General features: G+C 56.9%; 18 protein-coding genes and 2 pseudogenes. 13 read left to right on the plus strand and 7 right to left on the minus strand.

Going from position 1 to position 20,151, the window contains the following annotated elements; genetic code table 11:
* The 5 genes and pseudogenes from TU80_RS28680 to TU80_RS34100 all read left to right on the plus strand — a co-directional run.
* Positions 1-524: pseudogene (locus tag TU80_RS28680) on the plus strand (integrase core domain-containing protein); the annotation flags it as partial.
* Between the two features lie 10 nt (positions 525-534).
* Entirely contained in the window at positions 535-837 is a 303-nt protein-coding gene (locus TU80_RS34090) for an EndoU domain-containing protein (protein ID WP_159440089.1), read from the plus strand.
* Between the two features lie 10 nt (positions 838-847).
* The gene (locus TU80_RS28685) at positions 848-1,252 is read left to right on the plus strand and encodes a hypothetical protein (RefSeq protein ID WP_017845876.1); all 405 of its coding nucleotides are present in this window, start codon (positions 848-850) and stop codon (positions 1,250-1,252) included.
* A gap of 40 nt (positions 1,253-1,292) precedes the next feature.
* A pseudogene (locus TU80_RS34095) lies at positions 1,293-1,475 on the plus strand (hypothetical protein); the annotation flags it as partial.
* Between the two features lie 337 nt (positions 1,476-1,812).
* A complete protein-coding gene (locus TU80_RS34100) occupies positions 1,813-2,067 on the plus strand; it encodes a hypothetical protein (RefSeq protein ID WP_082643913.1) in 255 nt (84 codons plus the stop codon).
* A 243-nt stretch (positions 2,068-2,310) separates the two neighbouring features.
* Here the strand turns inward: TU80_RS34100 and TU80_RS28700 are convergent, their stop codons facing one another.
* From TU80_RS28700 to TU80_RS28710, 3 genes are all read right to left on the minus strand, one after another.
* Complete coding sequence (locus tag TU80_RS28700; protein WP_057005945.1) at positions 2,311-5,397, minus strand: efflux RND transporter permease subunit; 3,087 nt, start codon at positions 5,395-5,397, stop codon at positions 2,311-2,313.
* A complete protein-coding gene (locus TU80_RS28705; RefSeq protein ID WP_057005946.1) occupies positions 5,394-6,515 on the minus strand; it encodes an efflux RND transporter periplasmic adaptor subunit in 1,122 nt (373 codons plus the stop codon). Before TU80_RS28705 ends, TU80_RS28700 begins: the two co-directional genes overlap by 4 nt.
* A 177-nt stretch (positions 6,516-6,692) precedes the next feature.
* Positions 6,693-7,313 (minus strand): TetR/AcrR family transcriptional regulator, encoded by a 621-nt coding sequence (locus tag TU80_RS28710; RefSeq protein WP_046382597.1) that lies wholly within the window; start codon positions 7,311-7,313, stop codon positions 6,693-6,695.
* An 87-nt stretch (positions 7,314-7,400) separates the two neighbouring features.
* On the opposite strand from TU80_RS28710, the gene TU80_RS28715 reads away from it, so the two are divergent.
* Positions 7,401-8,918: an efflux transporter outer membrane subunit gene (locus tag TU80_RS28715; protein ID WP_057005947.1), complete on the plus strand. Its 1,518-nt coding sequence runs from the start codon at positions 7,401-7,403 to the stop codon at positions 8,916-8,918.
* Between the two features lie 435 nt (positions 8,919-9,353).
* Here the strand turns inward: TU80_RS28715 and TU80_RS28720 are convergent, their stop codons facing one another.
* Together TU80_RS28720 and TU80_RS28725 are read right to left on the minus strand one after the other, a co-directional pair.
* Entirely contained in the window at positions 9,354-10,106 is a 753-nt protein-coding gene (locus TU80_RS28720; protein WP_017845883.1) for an SDR family NAD(P)-dependent oxidoreductase, read from the minus strand.
* Between the two features lie 22 nt (positions 10,107-10,128).
* Positions 10,129-10,914: a sulfite exporter TauE/SafE family protein gene (locus TU80_RS28725; protein WP_017845884.1), complete on the minus strand. Its 786-nt coding sequence runs from the start codon at positions 10,912-10,914 to the stop codon at positions 10,129-10,131.
* Positions 10,915-11,435: 521 nt separating this feature from the next.
* Here TU80_RS28725 and TU80_RS28730 point away from each other — a divergent pair.
* From TU80_RS28730 to TU80_RS28740, 3 genes are all read left to right on the plus strand, one after another.
* Complete coding sequence (locus TU80_RS28730) at positions 11,436-12,821, plus strand: aminotransferase-like domain-containing protein (protein WP_046483922.1); 1,386 nt, start codon at positions 11,436-11,438, stop codon at positions 12,819-12,821.
* 147 nt (positions 12,822-12,968) lie between these two features.
* On the plus strand, positions 12,969-13,283 hold the full coding sequence (locus tag TU80_RS28735; RefSeq protein ID WP_057005948.1) for a hypothetical protein: 315 nt from the start codon (positions 12,969-12,971) through the stop codon (positions 13,281-13,283).
* 131 nt (positions 13,284-13,414) lie between these two features.
* Positions 13,415-13,600 carry a ribbon-helix-helix protein, CopG family gene (locus tag TU80_RS28740; protein WP_017845887.1) on the plus strand — a complete coding sequence of 62 codons (186 nt, stop codon included), beginning with the start codon at positions 13,415-13,417 and terminating at the stop codon, positions 13,598-13,600.
* A gap of 60 nt (positions 13,601-13,660) precedes the next feature.
* Here TU80_RS28740 and TU80_RS28745 read toward each other — a convergent pair whose 3' ends face one another.
* Complete coding sequence (locus TU80_RS28745) at positions 13,661-15,322, minus strand: SulP family inorganic anion transporter (protein WP_026139891.1); 1,662 nt, start codon at positions 15,320-15,322, stop codon at positions 13,661-13,663.
* 141 nt (positions 15,323-15,463) lie between these two features.
* Between TU80_RS28745 and TU80_RS28750 the strand changes: the two genes are divergently transcribed.
* The 3 genes from TU80_RS28750 (at position 15,464) to TU80_RS28760 (ending at position 18,988) form a co-directional block, all read left to right on the plus strand.
* Complete coding sequence (locus tag TU80_RS28750; RefSeq protein ID WP_017845889.1) at positions 15,464-15,694, plus strand: hypothetical protein; 231 nt, start codon at positions 15,464-15,466, stop codon at positions 15,692-15,694.
* A 487-nt stretch (positions 15,695-16,181) separates the two neighbouring features.
* Positions 16,182-17,426: a malic enzyme-like NAD(P)-binding protein gene (locus TU80_RS28755; RefSeq protein ID WP_057005949.1), complete on the plus strand. Its 1,245-nt coding sequence runs from the start codon at positions 16,182-16,184 to the stop codon at positions 17,424-17,426.
* A gap of 548 nt (positions 17,427-17,974) precedes the next feature.
* On the plus strand, positions 17,975-18,988 hold the full coding sequence (locus tag TU80_RS28760) for an isocitrate dehydrogenase (RefSeq protein WP_057005950.1): 1,014 nt from the start codon (positions 17,975-17,977) through the stop codon (positions 18,986-18,988).
* A gap of 221 nt (positions 18,989-19,209) precedes the next feature.
* On the opposite strand, the gene TU80_RS28765 is transcribed toward TU80_RS28760, so the two are convergent.
* Positions 19,210-19,440 (minus strand): hypothetical protein, encoded by a 231-nt coding sequence (locus TU80_RS28765; protein ID WP_017845892.1) that lies wholly within the window; start codon positions 19,438-19,440, stop codon positions 19,210-19,212.
* Between the two features lie 299 nt (positions 19,441-19,739).
* Here TU80_RS28765 and TU80_RS28770 point away from each other — a divergent pair, with 299 nt between their 5' ends.
* Positions 19,740-20,015, plus strand: a complete 276-nt coding sequence (locus TU80_RS28770; protein WP_017845893.1) for a hypothetical protein — start codon at positions 19,740-19,742, stop codon at positions 20,013-20,015.
* Positions 20,016-20,151 lie beyond the last annotated feature (136 nt).

The raw sequence follows: 20,151 nt of genomic DNA on the forward strand, positions 1-20,151 counted from the left end.
CGTATTGCCGTGAAAACCAGCGATACGCGTTGGTGCTCGGACGGCTTTGAGTTCCGCTGCGAGGACGGCGCCAAACTGAGCGTGACCTTCGCCTCGATTGCTGTGATCGCGAAGCAATCGGCTGGGTGGCAAGCCCGACTGGGTACAGCGGCGATGATATCCGCGACTTGATGCTGGAAAGCGTGGAGAAGCGCTTCGGTGATCAATTGCCCACCACGCCGGTGCAATGGCTAAGCGACAACGGCTCGGCGTACACCGCCGAACAGACACGCCTGTTTGCTCGACAGATCGGCTTGCAGCCGGTGACCACGCCAGTTCGCAGCCCGCAGAGCAACGGGATGGCGGAGAGCTTCGTGAAGACGATCAAGCGTGACTACGTGGCGCACATGCCCAAACCGGATCGGGAAACGGCGTTGCGTAACCTGGCAATTGCCTTCGAACATTACAACGAGCAGCATCCGCACAGCGCTTTGAACTATCGCTCGCCGAGGGAGTTCAGGCGCTTGGCGGCAGCATCAATTTAACAGGGAGTTGGTGTCCGGTTTTGTAGGGGCAAGTCCAGGGACACGAAATGCCAAATTAGTGGCGCAATTTACTGATGGAAATGTTTCGAAGATTAAAACGAGTACCTTGTTTCCCGCATCGTGGACTGATGCGCAAACTATGAGTGCTGTTCGGGCTACCGGAAATGGCCCGGCGCTCGCGACTAGATCCGATGGTGCCTCGTTGCATAAAACGACAGTTAACGGTGTTAAAGTTGAGGTGATCAAGGTGGGGGATCGCGTTACTGCTGGCTATCCTTGTGGCAGAGGATGCACGGATCCAACGAAATTTTGATAGGTGAAATATGTTTAAAGAGTATGAATTTTTGCTGGATTCGATAGGGTCAGAAGATTATTGGTCGGATGTAGGTATTGATATCGCAGCCTCCAAAATCTCTCAGTTTGATAGTTTGAGTTGGGGTGAACTTGAGTATGCGCTTTCAGTGAAGTCTGAAATGTGGCGAGGTCGGTGCGCGGAGTCCCTTGGGGACTCGAATGATGAGCGGGCTCTGCGTATTCTGTTAGCGCTTCTAAAGGCTGAGGAGGAATCGGTTGTCATTCATGCAATTGAATCAATTGAATCAATTTTTTTAGCTGGCTATATTTTCGATAGGTCGCAGGCCATACTCGCTCTAAATGAGGGTTTTAAGGAAGGGAATCGAACGTTAAAGCTAATGAAGACTACATTGGCTAAGAAGTTAAGTGAGTAGTAATTGTGGAGAAAGGAAGAACGAGGTAGATGACGCGCAAATCCTAGTGCCGGTGCTCTATCTAGCCCGGGCCGACAATCGCCTCGCGCCGAGGGGCGGGTTGATCGCCGGTAACAATCCGAACCTGATAGCCGGTGAAGATCTGCTTAACGCCGGCGCGCCGTGTGCTACCAATAACCTGTCGGCGAATTCCAGCAACGACCTTTCCAACAGCGGCCTGATCGGAATTTAAATAAAACTGTCGCCTTTATTCGGTCCCCAGTCCTCTTTATTCCGAACTGCTGCGGCCTTGAAGTCCGCCATGTGGAACTCGACCCGTTCATACACGCACTCGAGGCTGCACGACAACTGACAGCGGGCGCCTCCTTTTCCTACAGATCATTGCTTTGCCACGCTTTGACAACCCAATTCAACCCGACTAACTTTCGTGGCGTGCTGCGCTCATGCGGCTCACGCTATGCAGCAACCCTATATCTCCACCACGTTCTTCCGTGGCACCGTTGCGACTAACAGCTAGCAAATGACTGTTAATCATTGGGTCCCTGGTTCGAGTCCAGGTCGTGGAGCCAGACAAGGTTTCAGAGAAAGCTTTTAAAATCTCTGAGCACCCCGAAAAACCCGCCTTCTGGCGGGTTTTTTCGTTTTGGCGTTCTGTCGGACCCCGGTGGGTGCCAGCCATTTCAAGGGTAGAACCCTTATCGCGCTTGCCTGAATTGCAGGAACGGATCGACACCTATAAAGGCCGCGCGCTTACCCGGCTGACGGTCTTGCTGTCGCTGCACGTGTTTGTACGCTCCAGCGAGCTGCGCTTCTGATTTTCATCGGTGGATAATTTCATCCGCAGCCGCAGAGCGCCCAACAATTCGAGCCTTGAGCCGAATTCTCCCCCAGGCGTAGAAAAGGTCGGGCAGAGCGCTGTCGTTGACAGCAACCCCGGTAGCCAGAACCTTTAAGGCTACGCCACGCCATGGTGGTTCTCCCAAAGTTTGATTAGCGTCCGGCGGCTCGCACGGTCACAGCGATGCAGATGATGGTGCCGCAGCCCAGGCCCGCAGGTATCAAGCAACATGAGTGTTCGCTGCAAGCTCATGCGCGGGCTCAGGCTTGATCTTGAACCAGAGGGTGTACATCGCTGGCAGGAACACCAAGGTCAGTACTGTGCCGGCAAACGTACCGCCAATCAGGGTGTACGCCAGCGTTCCCCAGAACACCGAATGGGTCAGCGGAATGAACGCCAGCATCGCCGCCAACGCCGTGAGAATTACTGGCCGTGCACGCTGCACAGTGGCTTCGACCACTGCGTCATAAGGCGACAGACCGGCTTGCTTATTAGAGTGGATCTGGCCAATGAGGATCAGCGTGTTGCGCATCAGAATCCCTGACAAGGCAATCAATCCCACCAAGGCGTTGATCCCGAACGGCTGCTGGAACAACAGCAGAATTGGCACCACACCAATCAGGCCCAAAGGCGCGGTGGCGAACACCATCATCATTGCCGACATCGAGCGCACCTGAATGATGATGGTCAGCAACATCAGCGCAATCATGATCGGGAACAACGGCAGCAATGCCTTGTTCGCTTTACCCGACTCTTCGATCGAGCCGGCAAACTCAATGCGGTAGCCCGCCGGCAGTTTTTCGATGATGGGCTGCAGCTGCGTTATCAAGGCGTTGGAGACATCGGGAGGCTGAAGACCTTCAGCCACGTCACCGCGCACGGTGATGGTCGGCGTCCGATCGCGCCGCCGCAGGATGGGCTCCTCCATGTGCACATCTACCGCTCCTACCTGGGACAGCGACACGCGCTGGCCTTGGGCGCCGGTCAGCGTGAAGGCGGCAATTTTCGATGGATCAAGACGCGTCTCACCAGCGGAGCGAGCGACCACCTGAACCGAACGAATGTCCTCACGCACCTCGGTGACAGGCACCCCCGTGAGCAGAAATTGCAGCTGTTGCGCGACATCGGTCGAGGTCAAGCCGAATGCTTGCAGGCGATCCTGATCCAGCGTGAGATGAAGTGCCGGCACGCGCTCGCCCAAGTCGGTGTTGACGGTCCTCATCATGGGGCTGGCGGTCATGACCTCACGCACCTGCGCGGCGATATCCCGCAACACTGCGGGGTCGGCGCCCATCACCCGAAAGGCCACCGGATACGGTGAGTAAGGACCGAATACCAACTGCGTCACCCGCACGCGGGCTTCGGGCGCCAAACCATCGGTCGTGGCTTGCCTGAGCCGAATCTTGAGCGCCTCACGCTCTTGCTGATTCGCCGTCAGGACGACGATTTTTGCGAAGGATGGATCGGGTAGCTCAGGGGCCATCGCCAAATAGAAGCGCGGCGCGCCCTGGCCAATGTAAGCGGTGACGATCTTGGCTTCCGGCTGCTGAGTCAACCACGCCTCGACCTTGGCCGCCGCCATATCAGTCTGTTCGATAGAGGTGCCGTAAGGCATCTGCACCTCAACCAGCACCTCAGGTCGGTCGGATGTTGGAAAGAACTGCTTCTTGACCACGCCCATGCCCATAATCGCAACAACAAACAAGCCCACGACGGATGTCGCCACCAGGCCATTGCGGCGGATCACACTGCCCAGCAGGCGCCTGAAACGCTGGTAGTTCGGTGTACCGTAAATCGCCGTATGCCCACCTTCAGGCACCTTGATCTGCGGCAGCAGTTTGACGCCCAGGTAAGGGGTAAACACCACGGCCACCACCCAGGAAGTGATCAGCGCAATGCCAACGATCCAGAACATGTTCGCGGTGTACTCACCAGCGGTCGACTTGGCAAAACCGTTGGGCATAAAGCCGATCGCCGTCACCAACGTCCCCGACAACATCGGCGCGGCCGTGTGGCTCCAGGCATAAGCGGAGGCCTTGATTCGGTCGTAGCCTTCCTCCATCTTTACCACCATCATTTCAATGGCAATGATGGCATCGTCCACCAGCAGTCCCAGCGCCAGAATCAACGAGCCCAGGGTAATTCGATCGAAGTCTTTGCCCGTGGCCGCCATGACAATGAACACGGCCGCCAGGGTCAGCGGCACCGCTGCGGCAACCACAACGCCGACACGCCAGCCCATGCTGAGAAAACACACCAGCAGCACCACGCCCAAGGCAGCAAAAAACTTCACCATGAACTCGTTGACGGATGCGTCAATATTCACCGCCTGATCCGTGACCTTGGTCAGGCTCATGCCCAAAGGCATCTGCTCATTGATCGCTGTTGCCTCAGTGTCCAGCGACTTCCCCAAATCCAGGCCGTTCCAGCCATCGCGCATGACCACGCCGAGCAACAGTGCTGGCTCGCCGTTGTTGCGTACCAGGAATGTCGCGGGGTCCTCATAACCGCGCTTGACCTCAGCCACGTCGGACAACTTGAGGGTTCTGCCCTGCACTGTCAGCGGGGTATTGCGAATCTTCTGCAGGTCATCAAACGCGCCATCCAGGCGGATGAAAACCTGGGGCCCCTTCGCTTCTACCGAACCGGCCGGCGTTATCATGTTTTGCGTGTTCAACGCACTGAAGATGTCTCGTGCAGAAATGCCCAGCGTCGCCAGGCGCTCGTAGGACAGCTCGACAAAAACGCGCTCGGCCTGTTCACCGATGATGTTGACCTTCTTCACACCCGCTACATGCAGCAAACGCTGACGCAAGCTCTCGGCTTCGCGCACCAACAGACGTTGCGGCTCGCCCTTGGCCTTGAGCGCATAGAGCGCGAAGGTGACATCGGAATACTCATCATTGACCATCGGGCCGATCACCCCAGACGGCAACCCCTTCTGCTCATCCAGGACTTTCTTGCGCGCCTGGTAAAACTCCTCCTGGACGGCTGAGGGTGGCGTGCTATCGAGCAGATAAACCGTGGTGAATGCCAAGCCGGGCCGGGTAAAGGTCTCGGTCCTATCGTACCAACGCAGTTCCTGCATGCGTTTTTCCAGCTTTTCTACCACCTGGTCCTGCATCTCCTGGGCCGTCGCTCCAGGCCAGGCTGTGACCACCGTCATTTGTTTAATGGTGAATGCGGGGTCTTCCGCACGCCCCAGTTTGAAGAAGGCGTACAACCCACCCACAGAAATCAGCAGGATCAAAAACAGGGTGATTGAGCGCTCGCGTACTGCCAGCGCCGAAAGATTGAAGCCGCTCATCGACTCACCTCAACCACCGTTTTTTGCGTGGCACCGGCAAGTTCAGTCCTGACTTTCTCTCCCTCATTCAATAGGTGTGCACCCAATGCGACGACACGATCACCCACCTGGAGATCACCCGTCACGCGCACACTGGCCTCGTTATTCAAGCTGCGAACCTTGATCGGGCGCCACACCACATGCTCCGGTTCTCCCTCAACCACCCAGACACCCGGGCCTTTACCCGCGTCGTAGAGGGCCCCTATGGGCACCTGTAATTCCTTGGCATCAGCAACATCCGTGTCAGCGATAGACACTGAGATAGTCGAACCCAGGGTGGCGTTGGAGAGCGCCCCCTCCAGCACATAACGCGCTTCATACGTTCGGGTCTGTTGGTCCGCAGAGTCGGACAGCTGACGTAAACGGGCGCTGCCTGCACGCTGGTTCTGCCCGTAGAGCTCAACCGTCGCCGCCGAGCCCAGCGCAGGACGTAGCGTCTCGGGTAACTGGATCACGGCCTCGCGCTGCCCTGAATGGGCAACGCGTACCACCCTCTGTCCTGCGCCAACTACCTGTCCCGGCTCCGCCAAGGTATCCACTACCACCCCGTCAGCATCCGCCACCAACGTCGAATAACCGGTCGCGTTTTTCGCCACATCAGCCTGAGCCTGGGCAGCGTTTAGCTGAGCTTTCGCCGAGTCGGCAGCCGCTTTGATCCCTGCGTAAGCTGAGGCAGATACCGCACCGACGGACACCAAATCACGGTAGCGAAGCTCATCATCGGAGGCCTGCCGGGCTCGAGCCATAGCGGCCAGCACCGCTTCCTGCTGCGCCCTCGCGGTCAGCGTCAGGTCGTTGGCATCGATACGCATGAGTGGCTGCCCACGTTTGACACTCTGCCCAGAGTCCACCAAGCGCTCCAAGACTTTCCCTGGCACCCGAAAACCGAGATCGCTCTGAACTCGAGCCGCGACGATACCGGTGAATACCCGTGCTGCAGGCGCGGAGGGTTGAACCACGCCGATGCGTACCAAGGGCACTTGAAGGCGAGGATCGGCGGGCGTGGCCTCGTTGCAGGCCGCTAGGGCAAACGGCAACAAGACAATGAAAATGAGTGACATGCGGTGGCGCTGGATCATAAAGACCTCTCGGTAGCGGATGCACCATGCTTATTCAAGTGACCATTTCTGTCAATAGTCACTGCCGAGATGAATGAACGTCGCCCACTTGATCAGAGCAAAGCAAAGAGGCTCGATAGCTAGTTTTTTCAGGCGCACACGCTGATACGGATGCGCAGCGCATCCGTCAGCAGAGGTTTAAGGCATCAGGCTGCGCAGAACCAGATTGGAGATGAGAGAAGGGGCTTCTTCAACAAAATCGAGGTTGTACTGCAGTAGCAGAGGATTGATGAAGGGCCGCAGAGCGAGATGAATCGCCTCTACCGTCTCGTCCAGCGGAGTCTTGCGTTCAAACTCGCCGAGCTCTCGCCCCTCACGCACGATTTGCAACACGAAGCTCTTGATCCGAGCGTCATAGACTTGTGAGCTGGGCCATCGCTCCGACGCGGAGAACGCTGCGATATCGTAGAGTTTACGGTCGTTAAAGAACAGGCTCACACCTGTAGCGATTAAGGTTTTGACCAGGCGCCGAAAACGTTCGGTCGGCGAGATGCCGTCTACATTGATGGCTTGCTCCACTGCCGTAACGATTTCAGTCAGGCAATTTGTACAGATTGCTTCACCAATCGCCTGCTTGGATTCAAAGAATTTGTAGATGTAAGCCTTGGAAAAGCCGATGGCCTTGGCTAGGTCAGAAACCGTTGTTTTGCCATAACCGTATTGACTGAAATGTTCGTTGGCCGCCGCAACAATCTGGTCTCGAATGTCGTGATCGGCTGGGCCACGGGCGCTGGGCGAAGAAACTGATGGCTGATTCATGCGAGCAGCTTACTCATCCCAACGGTGGTTGACAACTTGTGACCAAATTGTAATATCGTCACAAATCGACCCTTTCGCAGGTACCCCATGCATCCTCCTCTTCGTTTCGCCGTCTTACTGTGTTTGGGTATGGTTGCAGGTTGCGCAGTGGGCCCCGACTACTCAAAACCCAGTGTGGAATTGCCCGAGCATTTCTCGGCGCAAACGTCCAAGGCACGACAAGTGGATGCGGCAAATGCCGATCTCGCTGCTTGGTGGAATGCATTTAATGACCCGATACTCAGTCAACTGATAAATCGAGCACTTGAACAGAACCTCGATTTAGCCCAGGCAAGCGCAAGGATCGAGCAGGCTCGCGCCGGTTTGGGCGCAGCTAACGCAGCCCTCCTGCCGTCGGCTACCGTCAACGGTCAAGCGGCCCGAGCCCGTCAGTCATTGGAGACGCCGTTGGGCCAAGTGCTGAATTCAGACCCTTCCTATAATCGCTACGGCAGTGCTTATGAGGCGAACTTGAATGCCGGCTGGGAGCTGGATGTGTTTGGCGGGCTGCGCCGAGGTAAAGAAGCGGCCTTCGCCGATTATCAGGCCTCGCAAGCCGGAGCGATTGCCACACGCCTGGCAGTGGTCGCGCAAACAGCCGACCTTTACATCAGCATCCGTGGCCTGCAAGCACGCCTGGAAATTGCCCGGCGGCAAGTCGACACACGACAACAACTGCTCACCACCATCGAACATCTTTACGCAAAAGGCCTGGCGGCTGAACTGCAGTTGAACCAGGCCCAAGGCGCGCTGAACCAAGCGCAGGCCACCGTGCCGGTACTGCAAGCAGGCATTGACACGGCAATGAATGCGCTGGATGTCATGTTGGGCAAGGCGCCCGGCACTTACAGCGCGCAGTTGACTAAGCTGGCGCCCATCCCTGAGGTGCCAGGCCTCTCGGACATGGGCGCTCCTGCCGACCTGCTGCGTCGGCGTCCAGACTTGATCGTCGCGGAGCGCCGTCTTGCGGCATCCAGTGCGCGTATCGGCGAAGCCATGTCCGAGTACTACCCCAAACTGTCTGTGGCTGCGCTGCTCGGCAGTGCTACATCGGTATCCAGCGCGAACCTGTTCAGCAACGGCGCCAGTCAGGCTTCGGCGGCACTGGGATTACGCTGGCGGCTGTTCGATTTTGGCCGCATCAACGCCCAGATTGATTTGGCAAAGGGCCAGGAAGCCGAGGCCTTGGCCGCTTACCGCCAGTCCGTTCTGCGGGCCTGCGAAGATGTGGAAAGCGCTGTTTCGGCACGGATCAACCGCGAGCAACAATCGACCCAGCTCGCCCAGGGCGAGTCGGCGTATGCGAAAGCCAGAGCGACATCGTTTGCCGCCTATGAAAAAGGCGTGGTCAGCTTGATCGAAGTGCTGGATGCCGATGAGCATCTCCTAGCGGCATCTGATGGCAGAGCCCAGGCACAAACTGAATCGGCTCGCGCTGCAGTGGCCACGTTCAAAGCATTGGGCGGCGGTTGGCAGCGAGATGACTCAGATGCTCGCGTTGTCTCAAAAAGAGCGGAAACTCGAATGTTTTTTCCTGATCCAGGGATATCGAAAGAACTCCAATAAAATACGGGCTGGATCAGGATGATCGTAGGGATGTATAGACTAAAAAACAGAATAATTTCATTGTAGAACAAATGTTTATTTTTCTGTTCGAGTCCAGGTCGTGGAGCCAGATAGAGAAAAGCCTGCAGCGATGCAGGCTTTTTTTGCCTTGGATTTCGCCAGAGCGATCAAAGCGCACAGCGTGAACAGCATGAATGCGTCTCTGATCCTTCGATTCAGAGGTAAGCCCCATGAAAGTCACTGCAGTCGTTTCACCTGGCCACGGCCTAGGTAAGGCTGCACTCACGGGCGACTATCGGAAAGTGAGCAGGGTATTGGCGGTGTCGCGCGGTATCCATAAGACTCCTTCATGGGTAGTGGCGCGTTATAGCAACGCTTGGAGCGCTTGGCCCGGCATAAATCCCTGCCCTGGTGCCAGCCACCTGCATGCCCGGGCTACAGGTTGCGGGCGATGTTCAGCGCAGCGTAACTCTGGGCTACCGGCATGATTTCCACCGAGTTGATGTTCACGTGCGGCGGCTGGCCTGCGATCCACACTACTGTGTTGGCCAGATCCTCAGGGCGGATTGCCTCCACGTCGCGGTACAGCGCGTTCACCGCGTCCTGGTCACCGGCCAGGCGTACCAGTGAAAATTCCGTGCCCGAGCACAGCCCCGGCTCGATGTTGCTGACCCGTACCCTGGTGCCTGCGAGGTCTGCGCGCAGGTTCAGGCTGAACTGTTTAACGAAGGCCTTGCTGGCGCCATATACGTTGCCGCCCGGGTAGGGATACGTGCCGGCAATGGAGCCGATGTTGATGATCAGCCCGTTGTTAGCTTCCACCATGGCCGGCAGCAGCTTGTGGGTGACCATGGCCAGGCCGGTGACGTTCGTGGCGATCATGCGTTCCCAGTTCTTGGCATCGGCGCTCTGGGCGCGGTCGATACCCAGTGCCAGGCCGGCGTTGTTCACCAGCAGGTCGATGTGCAGCGACGAGTCGCGAATCGATTCGCAAGCCGCGTCCAGCGAGGCGGCGTCTGTCACGTCCAGGGGCAGGGCAATGAAGTGCTCGCCCAGTTCGCGCTTCAGTTCCGCCAATTTATCTGCGCGGCGGGCGCCGCCGATCACGCGGTAATTGTCAGCGATCAATGCGCGGCAGATGGCCTTGCCGAAGCCAGCCGAAGCGCCGGTCACAAATGCAGTTTTCATCAGGTTCTCCTTGAGGGTTGAATCAAGCCAGGTACTTCACGCCAAGGCTGGCGAACAGGCAAAGCATCGAAAGCACCAACACCTTGCGCACAACATCGTTGCCTTTACGGATGGCCAGGGCACTGCCTATGTGGTTGCCCAGGATGTTGCAGGCCACTAGTGGCAGGGCCAGCAGGTACACCACCTTGCCGGCCACAATGAACGCGACCAGCGCGCCAATGTTGGAGGCGAAGTTGAAGCTTTTCGAGTTGGCCGAGCTGGACACCAGGTCCATCTTCAGCAGGTAGTGGAAGGCGATGATGAACATGCTGCCAGTGCCCGGCCCGAAAAAACCGTCGTAGAAACCGATGACCAAGCAGGTCAGGGGCACTACGGTGAAGAGCATGCGGTTGCTGAGTGTGTGCTCTTGTACCGGCCGATCCTTGGGCGTGAGAAAGATCAAGATGCCAAGAGGGATAAGCGCCAGGATGATCTTGCCCACGGTTTCCGGGGAAATCGACACGATCAGGTGGGCGCCCATGTAAGCGCCCAGCAGCGCGAACGGCACGCCCACCAGCGCCACTTTCCACACCATCTTGCTGTTGGCGAAGAAGTTGCGGATGGCGGCCAGAGTGCCTAGGGTGCTGACCAGCTTTTCCTGGCCCAGCGCTACCTGCGGCGGCAGCCCCACCAGCAGGAAACCAGGCACTAGGAACAGCCCGCCCCCTCCGGCAATGCTGTCTACGAAGCCGGCGACAAAAGCGATTGTGCCCAGCAGCATGATGGCCAGTATCCAGTGCTGGGCCCAGAACGATCCGAGTAATTCCATGGTGGTACCTGTTTAGTCAATGTGGCGATCAGGAAAGGACTTCGTAAAGGTGGTCGGCGCGGCTGTGGCAGCGTCGACTGCGGTCTTGAGGTTTGCGCTTTCCATTTCAGGTGAAGTTCCATATTTTGATGTGGATGGGTAAAGAATATTGAGTCGATGTAATCATTCTAATTCCTTGAAATAAATCGACTCAATATGTTTTTGATACCTAAATTGACATTGTTTCGCTTGACTGATCATAACCTAATGATTTTATTGATTTTAATTGGCAATAAAATCTGCAGAAGCTGCTGCCGAACTGCACTTTCCCTCCGCTATGGCGCAGATGCTCCGTGCAAAATTCGGTCGCGTTGCCTTGCGGTGACGGCTGAAGTCTTGTGTTTCGGTAGAAAATCAATGACATGTATTTGATCGGTGTAATGTTTTGAATCGACTAATATTGAGTCGATTGTTGTGCGATTACGCTTATGAAAAATTTCATGGTAGGATTTCGCGCTTCAGTTGTTTCTGGTGTCGTTCCTATGTGGGTTCCTGAATACAGCGGCCATGGCCAGCCGGTTTACTTGATGATCGCCGACGCACTGGCGCGTGACATCGCTTCCGGGCACTTGGCCGCGGGCGAGCGCCTGCCCACCCTCAAGGAGCTGGCTGAGGCGTTGAAAGTGACGCCGGGCACCATCGGCCGCTCCTACGACGAGGCGGCCAAGCGCGGCCTGGTGATCGGGGAAGTGGGGCGAGGCACATTCGTGCTGCCGACCCGCGGTGTCTTGGCGCCGGTGGCCAGACTCGGCGTTGCCTCCAAGGTAGATACCGGGCAGATAGACCTGTCGATCATCAAGCCCTGCGACGCCGGCATGAGCGACTGGCTGCGAGGAGCAATCGAGGAGTTGGCGCAGGCGCCCGAGTTGGGATCGATCCTGGATTACGTCACCGACGGCGGCCATTCCGTGCATAAGGAGGCCGGCGCGTTGTGGGTGCAGCGCTGCCTGCCGGACGCCAATGCCCAACAGATCGTGTTGACGGCTGGTGCCCAACACGGCTTGCTGGTGGCCATCGGCGGCCTGTCCAGCGTCGGCGATATGATTCTGTGTGAGGAATATTGCTATCCGGGGATCATCTCCCTGGCCCACAGTCTGGGTCGTCGCCTGCACGGGGTGCAGGTCGATGAGTACGGCCTGGTGCCGGCGGCGCTGCGGGCTGCGTGCATTGAGCACCGGCCCACGCTGCTGGTGACGGTGGCCACGCACCAGAACCCCACCAACTCGATCATGCCCGAATCGCGTCGCCTGGAAATCGCCGAGATCGCCCGCGAGTTTGATCTGTACATCATCGATGATGATATCTACGGCTTTCTTGAGACACGCCCCGCGCACAAGCCGTTGTCGGCCTATGCCCCGGAGCGCTCGGTATACCTGACCAGCCTGTCCAAGAGCTTGCTACCGGCCCTGCGCATCGGTTACCTGTACGCGCCGCCGCAAACCCTATCGCGGCTGTCGTCCATGGTGCGCAGCAGTGTGTGGATGCCGTCGCCGTTGATGGCTCAATTGGCCAGCAACCTGATCACCAGTGGCCGTGGGGCGCAATTGGTGCGGGTGCAACAGGAGGAAGCTGCGGAGCGCCAGCGCCTGGCGCGGCAGCTACTGGGCTCGTACGACATTCGCACCCAACCCAACAGCTTCCATGTATGGCTCGAATTGCCCGAGCCCTGGACCAGCGACGAGTTCGCCAACCTCGCGCGCGCCAACGGCGTGATCGTGGTCAGTGGCAGCCAGTTCCTGGCCCAGCGCAGCGCCAGCACCCGTGGGGTACGCATCGCCCTGATGGGCCCTAGCCGTGCGGAGTTGGGGTTTGCGTTGACCAAGTTGGTCAGCCTGCTGGCTGCGCCGGAGCCGCGGTTGTTTTATTGATTGTTGTGGGGAGGGCGGTGGGAGGCATGAAGGCGATTGTCTTGAGGTCTTTTGCGCTCTCAAGATTGAGCGCCGCTCGTGCGAGGTTCCTCGGCTCACCTTCTCTGCCGCGAGAGTTGGCAAGCCGGATGTCAGCCTAGTCCTTTCATGATGCGACTCGCCCAAAACCTTGCGCAGCCTGTCACCCATTCGGCCTCGCGGTTTTTTAGGGTTCGTGTGATCTGGCTGCCCATCGTCGGATGGCTTTCTTTGCTGTTGGCGTTTTTTTTAGCCATATGGCGGAGGAGGGAGGGCATGATTCCGGCGAGCAAAACCCTACAAGCAACAGCATACGATCCGGCCAGGCCTTTACCGCTGCTGTTTGGTGAAGGCACGAAACTCAAGATCACCAGCGCATTTGAGCTTCATTCGATGATGGAGAAAGGATTTCCGTCGGAGTTGGTAATCGCCCCCGCTACGTGACCACCATGTATTTTCGAAGGTGCTCGGGCTTTCGGATCGAACAGTGCAGCGGCGAACCTAAGCGGTGACAAATGAATGCCCTGCTATTATAATTTGATTATCATTGATCGATTTAGGCGACAGGCAATTCCATGGAAAACAAGACTGCACGACTGACTGTGCTCATTGATCCCGTCAAGAAAAAAGCCCTTGAGGAGCTTTGCGCGTCTCAGGACCTGACACCTTCTCAGGTCGTTCGTCAGCTGATTCGGGACTACCTCGAGACGCATGGCGTGTCCTACGCGACCAAAAGCAAAATTGCGGCCAATGCCAAGTAATTCATCCCTGTATGAGCGGGCACGACAAGTGCCTGCTCATCGCGCGTCATTCACTGTCTCCTACGTCTCGCCCTGACTCTCGTTGATCTGGGTATGACTGACCAGTGCGCCATTGAAGTCGGCATGATAATGCTGTGAACCGAGCACCTGAAGAATCCCGGCCCGGTCGAGCTTGCCAAGCACTTTCTCATTGGCTTCACACAGCTTTACGACAATGCCGCGCTTGTGCAGTTGCTCAATGACTTCGAGCAGCGTTTGCAACCCCGTGATGTCCATAAACGGCACGCGCTTCAGGCGAATAATCAACGTTCTGGGATCGGTGTGCGTTTGCGCCAAAACACGTTCAAAGGTTTCTGCGGCGCCAAAGAACAGAGGCCCCTCGATGGTGTAGACCAAAACACCGGGAGGAAGATGTGCATGTCCATTTGTACGCAACTCTGCCTCCAGCTCATCTTCGACCATTAGCTGTACCTCGACAGAGGACGCCATGCGACGCATGAATTGCAGCATGGCAAGAATCACCCCAATGTTCACGGCGATCGTCAGGTCACTGAATACGGTCAGGCCGAAGGTGATTAGCAGGATGGCAACGTCGGCTTTGGGCGCGCGTTTGACCATGCGTTTGAAGTGCTTCAGTTCGCTCATGTTGTAAGCGACCACGAACAAGATCGCCGCCAATGCGCAAAGCGGGATATCCGAAGCCAGCGGCGCCAGAAAGAAGATCAGCAAAATCAACGTGAGGGAGTGGGCAATGCCCGCGATTGGGCTATTGCCGCCATTGCGGATGTTGGTGGCCGTTCGAGCGATCGCCCCTGTCGCAGCGAAGCCACCGAACAGAGGGGTGACCAGGTTGGCAATGCCTTGTCCGATCAACTCCTGATTGGAGTCATGTTTGGTGCCGGCCATCCCGTCGGCGACAATCGCCGACAACAGTGACTCGATAGCCCCAAGCATCGCGATTGCAAACGCAGGGCCAATCAACTCAATGACCTGGGGCAGCGTTATTGCTGGAAGGCCGATTTGGGGAAGGCCTTGAGGAATGCCCCCAAATGCACTGCCGATCGTGGCCACGCCGTCGAACTGAAAATAGGCATGCAACGCCGTGACCACGACCATCGCGATCAGCGGGCCGGGAACACGCTTTAAACCCGGCAGTTTAGGCGCGAGGATCACCAGCGCCAGGCTCAGCAGGGCTAACAGTGTCGTGGGTACATGAAGGTTGGGGAATGCCTGGATGAGGTGCCACAGCCGCTGGTGGAAGTGCTCGCCACTGATTTTCGGCAAGCCCAGAAAGTCTTTCCATTGCCCGACCCAAATGATCACCCCGATGCCGGCGGTGAATCCCACAATCACCGGGTCAGGGATGAACTTGATGAGTGCGCCAAGTTTGGTGATGCCGAGCAGCAATAAAATTGCCCCGGCCATCATTGTCGCGACCTGCAAGCCATCAACGCCGTACTTGGCTGTCACGCTGGCCAGAATGACGATGAATGCGCCTGTGGGGCCCGCAATCTGCAGCCGGCTTCCGCCGAACAGCGAAACCAGCAAACCACCCACAATGGCTGTGTAGATCCCTTGTTCCGGCTTGACGCCGGAGGCGATGGCAAATGCCATGGCCAAGGGCAGCGCCACGACGCCGACGATGATCCCTGAGACGATATTTCCAAGCCAATGCTCGCGCCCTAACAAGCCCGCTTTCCAAGCTTCTCGTATCGCAATCATGACTAGCCTCGTTCTGGTGGCATGTGCATACTATTCACACGTTATGATAATAGCAAAGCAATTGGCCTAGCCTCGGTACAACACCGGCGACGCTCTAGATTCAGTGCTCAGAGAGCTGAGCCCTATGCTCGGAGACCGCGCATGAAACGCGAAGATGTCAAAACCAAACACGGGGAAGGCATGCACTTCGACACGCATGTGATAGCCAACCCGGCCAACACGCACGAGTGGATCATTCTTTTCAAAAAGGATGCCGGGAGAAGCTATTTTCTGGTCAATGACAACGAGGAAGTGGAGTCATTTGGACGCCTCGATGATCTGATCCATGAGCTTCGCGAGCTGGGTATCAAATCTGCCGAAGTACATTTCTGACAGCCACCCTCAGAAAGGTTGAGCAGGTCAGTAAAGATTGAGTTCTGTTAAAGAAAGAATCGACGCCCCCCCATCCTTTTCCGCGATCGCCTGACACGGATCAACGCTGATCCGGCCCCATGAGCCGCGTCGACGCCCTTACGCGATTGTCGAAGTGCGTAGGGCGGCTCCAAGACGCGATAAGCAAACCCCCGAGTCCTAGTGTGTCGTGCTTGGTGCGTAGCGCGCCGGGCTTTCGAGCGCGCAAAAAAAAGGCCACACAAGGTGGCCTAAACGGGTTCAAGCATAGGAGGGCTCTATTGGCCAAAAAATACAGGCCCGCCCTGAAGTCTTAGGGCCAATAGCGTTGGTCTGCTGGCTGACAAACCCCTTCGTCAGCAGCATTCAAGCCGGCAACTCGATCCTGGTCTGTGGCTCAGGACCTCGTTGCCTTGTATTATAATAGTGTTAACATAATATTGTAATCAACGTCTAATTAGGGGCTCGCATGACTACCGACTTCAAGAAGGCTGCACTGGATTACCATGAATTCCCGACCCCAGGAAAAATCGGCATTGCGCTGACCAAGCCTGCCGATACCGCCGCCCAACTCGCACTGGCGTACAGCCCTGGCGTAGCCGAGCCCGTTCGCGAAATCGCGAAGGACCCGGAGAACGTCTATCGCTTTACCGGAAAAGGCAATCTGGTGGCCGTGATCACAAACGGTACGGCCATTTTGGGCCTCGGCGATCTGGGCCCCTTGGCCAGTAAGCCGGTGATGGAAGGCAAAGCGTTGCTGTTCAAGCGTTTTGCCGGTATCGACTCGATCGATATCGAAGTCAATGCCGAGAGTTCCCAGGCTTTTATCGATACCGTCGTGCGTATCGCCGACACCTTTGGTGGGATCAATCTGGAAGACATCAAAGCCCCTGAGTGCTTTGAAATCGAGGACGCACTGATCGAACAGTGCAACATCCCGGTCTTCCATGACGACCAGCACGGCACCGCCATCGTCACCGCGGCCGGCATGCTCAATGCGCTGGAGATTCAGGGCAAAACGCTGGAGAACGCGAGAATCGTCTGCCTCGGCGCCGGTGCCGCAGCCACGGCGTGCATGCGCCTGCTGCTCAGCCTTGGCGCGCAAAAAGGCAATCTGTACATGGTCGATCGTACCGGTGTCATCCACTCGGCGCGCAAAGACCTCAACCAATACAAAGCACAATTCGTTAACGACGGTGGCCCGCGCACGTTGATGGAAGCCATGAACGGTGCCGATGTGTTCGTGGGGTTGTCTGGCGCCAATCTGCTTCCGGCTGAAGCGTTGGCGGCGATGGCTCCCAAGCCGATCGTGTTTGCCTGCTCGAACCCCGATCCTGAAATCAGCTACGAGTTGGCCATGGCCACGCGTGATGACTTGATCATGGCGACCGGTCGCTCCGACTACCCGAACCAGGTCAATAACGTTCTGGGCTTTCCGTTCATCTTCCGCGGAACCCTGGATGTTCGGGCAACCCGGATCAACGAAGCGATGAAAATTGCGGCAGTGGAAGCACTGCGCCAATTGGCCAAAGAGCCAACCCCTGTGGAAGTGCTGCGAGCGTTCAACGTCGACAAGCTTGAGTTTGGGCGCGATTACATTCTCCCCAAAGCGCTCGATGCTCGCCTGCTCGGGGCAATCGCCGGCGCAGTGGCCAAGGCCGCTATCGACACCGGTGTTGCGAAGCTGCATTACCCGGCGCACTACCCGCTGTAAGCGGAGGTCAATCAGGCTGATGTGCGGCAGTTGCACGACCTTTTGCACGGTTGGCAGCTGTCGCACTCGGCGAACATCCGGCCGCCGCAGCTCCTGAACATCGACAGCCCGCCATTTGCAAGATCATCCGTTCTTGAATGATCCGAGCCACAACCCGTCTTCCTTTTATGCCTGCCTAAAAGCGATCTCACCCTGTCACGCACAGGCGTTCTAAGACCTTGGTATCATCCGGAAAACGCTGCTTTCTACCACGTGGAATTAGCATTGTATGTTAATGTTATGCGCGTCATCGATGGAGCAAATGACTGCACGCTTGATCCGGGCGCTCACCTGTAACCGCCGCATCCATAGCGAGAGCTGACACCCGTTCAGGTCGCTCGTCAATTGATCCGCAATGACCTGCGCGGTCACGGCGCGGAGGATGAAACATAGCACTCTGCCGCGGTGAAAGCCGTCAGACAGTCAATGCCTATCAGCAGACTCGTGACACCAGTCTCAGTGACCCCATCAATACAGCAGGCTGACACAGCGCTGTTAAGGAAGAGACCATGAGCAAAACCATCGCAATCATCAAGGGTGACGGCATCGGCCCTGAGATCATGCAAGCGACGCTACGCGTACTCGATGCCCTTGACTGCAATCTTCAGTACGACTTCGTTGAGGCCGGCTTGGAGGCCTTGCAGCAGCATGGGCAACTGATGCCGCCCGCGTCCATCGATACGATCGCCAAACACGGCGTCGCACTCAAAGGCCCTCTGACCACGCCGATTGGCCGCGGCTTCTCCTCGATCAACGTCCACCTTCGCCGCCACTTCGATCTCTACGCCAACGTCCGACCGGCGATCAGTTTCCCCGGCACTCGTTCGCGCTTTGAAGGTATCGATATCATCACGGTGCGTGAAAATACCGAAGGGGCGTACCTGCCAGAAGGGCAAAGTATTTCGGAAGACGGCGAAGTCGCTCTGGCAAGCATTCGCGTAACACGCACAGCCTCCGAACGCATCGTGCGCTACGCGTTCGAGCTGGCTCGTAGCAAAGGCCGCAAAAAAGTGACCGCGGTACACAAGGCCAACATCATCAAGTCGTGCTCCGGGCTGTTCCTTGACGTGGCGCGTGAGGTCGCCGAGGATTATCCGGAAATCGAATTCCACGAGATGATCGTCGACAATGCCTGTATGCAGTTGGTGATGAATCCCCATCAATTCGATGTCATCGTCACCACCAACCTGTTTGGCGACATCCTTTCAGACCTGTGCGCAGGCCTGGTCGGTGGGTTGGGCTTGGCGCCGGGGTCCAACATCGGTGCCGATGCAGCCATCTTCGAAGCGGTCCACGGTTCGGCACCGGACATCGCCGGCAAGAACATCGCGAACCCGTGTGCATTGTTATTGGCCGCCGCAGACATGCTTGATTACCTGGGCATGGTGGACAAGGGCACGCGCATTCGTACTGCTATCCGCGTTGTTCTGGAAAACTCCCGTGACCAAGTGACACCCGATATGGGCGGGGCCGGTACCACTGAGTCCTTCGCCGATTCCTTGGTGGCCTACTTGCGTGCCTGAGTAGAGCGTCAGGAAACGCGCGCCAGCTCACTGCGAGCTGGCGACTTTCTACGTGTGCTCCACGCGGACCTGCCCGTAGGGCCGCTGGCTGGAAAACCTTCCGATACTCGAGTCCTCCAGCAGTCTTTTGTTGCCGTAACGTTGGCGTTAATAGACGTTAATCCAACATCATTATTTGCTGCGATCGCACTTGTAGATGCGCGAGGTGCCAAGGAAACAATTCAGAAATGAATTTCAGCTACCTTGATACCGATTTCGCGCAGCTCATGAATCAAATCATCAAGGTACCGAAAAGGTTCGATTTCTTCGTTGTCATTGACTAGGAAGAAGCTTCTTCCGGCATCCTTTTTAAAGAAGACGATCCACTCCTGGGTGTTGGCCGGGTTGGCAATCAAATGGGTATCAAACTGAATGCCTTCAGCGTATTTGGTTTTTACGTCTTCACGTTTCATACGGGTCTCCAAGCGCTCACGTAGTGCTGCTTTCATGCATGTCTCTGCCTCCTGGCAATCAATCAAAAGACCTCGTCCGGGCCTCAGGCCAGGGCGACGTCGATTGCCTTTCTATTATCACTGCATGATAATATTATGCACATATGATCCAGTGGAGGATAGTCGTGTGCAGAGCTGTCGAAGCGCCTGAGCCACGCGGGTCCGCCCGATGCCCTGGCGTTCAAGGCACACCGCCATGCGGCTGGCTTTGCTTTTGATTCAATGCATAAGGTTTCTGAATTTTAAGGACGACAGTCATCATGCGCAAAACAGCAATTGAGAAACGCCTTGCGCTGAATGCTCCGCCCCTGGAGCCAGGGCAGCGACTGTTGGTTGGCCTTGAGCAATGTGTCGTCGTTCGGCAGCGAGAAACAGGAATCTATCAAGTTGTATTCGACTGCAAAGCCCCCAAGACTGCTCGGGTTTTTTGGGCGGAATATGAGTGGATGTTCATCGGCCGGATTAAGCGGCACGCTGAGCAAGATCCTTCATTGGAACGCTTTGTCTCGGTGCTGAGAGCAGGGTCTGAAGACTGACAGGCAGTCACGGCTCTGATCGACAGTACGCTTGGCTGAGCGCAGCCAGGTCGTGCCAGATAGAGAAAAGCCTGCAGCCATGCAGGCTTTTTTGCTGGTGTCGTTCCAGTCATCCAGGCGCACGGTGTGAGCAAGC

This window comes from Pseudomonas veronii, assembly GCF_001439695.1.
GTDB classification, from domain to species: Bacteria; Pseudomonadota; Gammaproteobacteria; order Pseudomonadales; family Pseudomonadaceae; genus Aquipseudomonas; species Aquipseudomonas veronii.

What these genes read in the sequence shown, in the direction of transcription:
- TU80_RS28685 (WP_017845876.1), top strand. Translation starts at nt 848, where the DNA reads ATGTTTAAAGAGTATGAATTTTTGCTGGATTCGATAGGGTCAGAAGAT.
- TU80_RS28700 (WP_057005945.1), bottom strand. Translation starts at nt 5,397, where the DNA reads ATGAGCGGCTTCAATCTTTCGGCGCTGGCAGTACGCGAGCGCTCAATC.
- TU80_RS28705 (WP_057005946.1), bottom strand. Translation starts at nt 6,515, where the DNA reads ATGATCCAGCGCCACCGCATGTCACTCATTTTCATTGTCTTGTTGCCG.
- TU80_RS28710 (WP_046382597.1), bottom strand. Translation starts at nt 7,313, where the DNA reads ATGAATCAGCCATCAGTTTCTTCGCCCAGCGCCCGTGGCCCAGCCGAT.
- TU80_RS28715 (WP_057005947.1), top strand. Translation starts at nt 7,401, where the DNA reads ATGCATCCTCCTCTTCGTTTCGCCGTCTTACTGTGTTTGGGTATGGTT.
- TU80_RS28720 (WP_017845883.1), bottom strand. Translation starts at nt 10,106, where the DNA reads ATGAAAACTGCATTTGTGACCGGCGCTTCGGCTGGCTTCGGCAAGGCC.
- TU80_RS28725 (WP_017845884.1), bottom strand. Translation starts at nt 10,914, where the DNA reads ATGGAATTACTCGGATCGTTCTGGGCCCAGCACTGGATACTGGCCATC.
- TU80_RS28730 (WP_046483922.1), top strand. Translation starts at nt 11,436, where the DNA reads ATGTGGGTTCCTGAATACAGCGGCCATGGCCAGCCGGTTTACTTGATG.
- TU80_RS28735 (WP_057005948.1), top strand. Translation starts at nt 12,969, where the DNA reads ATGATGCGACTCGCCCAAAACCTTGCGCAGCCTGTCACCCATTCGGCC.
- TU80_RS28740 (WP_017845887.1), top strand. Translation starts at nt 13,415, where the DNA reads ATGGAAAACAAGACTGCACGACTGACTGTGCTCATTGATCCCGTCAAG.
- TU80_RS28745 (WP_026139891.1), bottom strand. Translation starts at nt 15,322, where the DNA reads ATGATTGCGATACGAGAAGCTTGGAAAGCGGGCTTGTTAGGGCGCGAG.
- TU80_RS28750 (WP_017845889.1), top strand. Translation starts at nt 15,464, where the DNA reads ATGAAACGCGAAGATGTCAAAACCAAACACGGGGAAGGCATGCACTTC.
- TU80_RS28755 (WP_057005949.1), top strand. Translation starts at nt 16,182, where the DNA reads ATGACTACCGACTTCAAGAAGGCTGCACTGGATTACCATGAATTCCCG.
- TU80_RS28760 (WP_057005950.1), top strand. Translation starts at nt 17,975, where the DNA reads ATGAGCAAAACCATCGCAATCATCAAGGGTGACGGCATCGGCCCTGAG.
- TU80_RS28765 (WP_017845892.1), bottom strand. Translation starts at nt 19,440, where the DNA reads ATGAAACGTGAAGACGTAAAAACCAAATACGCTGAAGGCATTCAGTTT.
- TU80_RS28770 (WP_017845893.1), top strand. Translation starts at nt 19,740, where the DNA reads ATGCGCAAAACAGCAATTGAGAAACGCCTTGCGCTGAATGCTCCGCCC.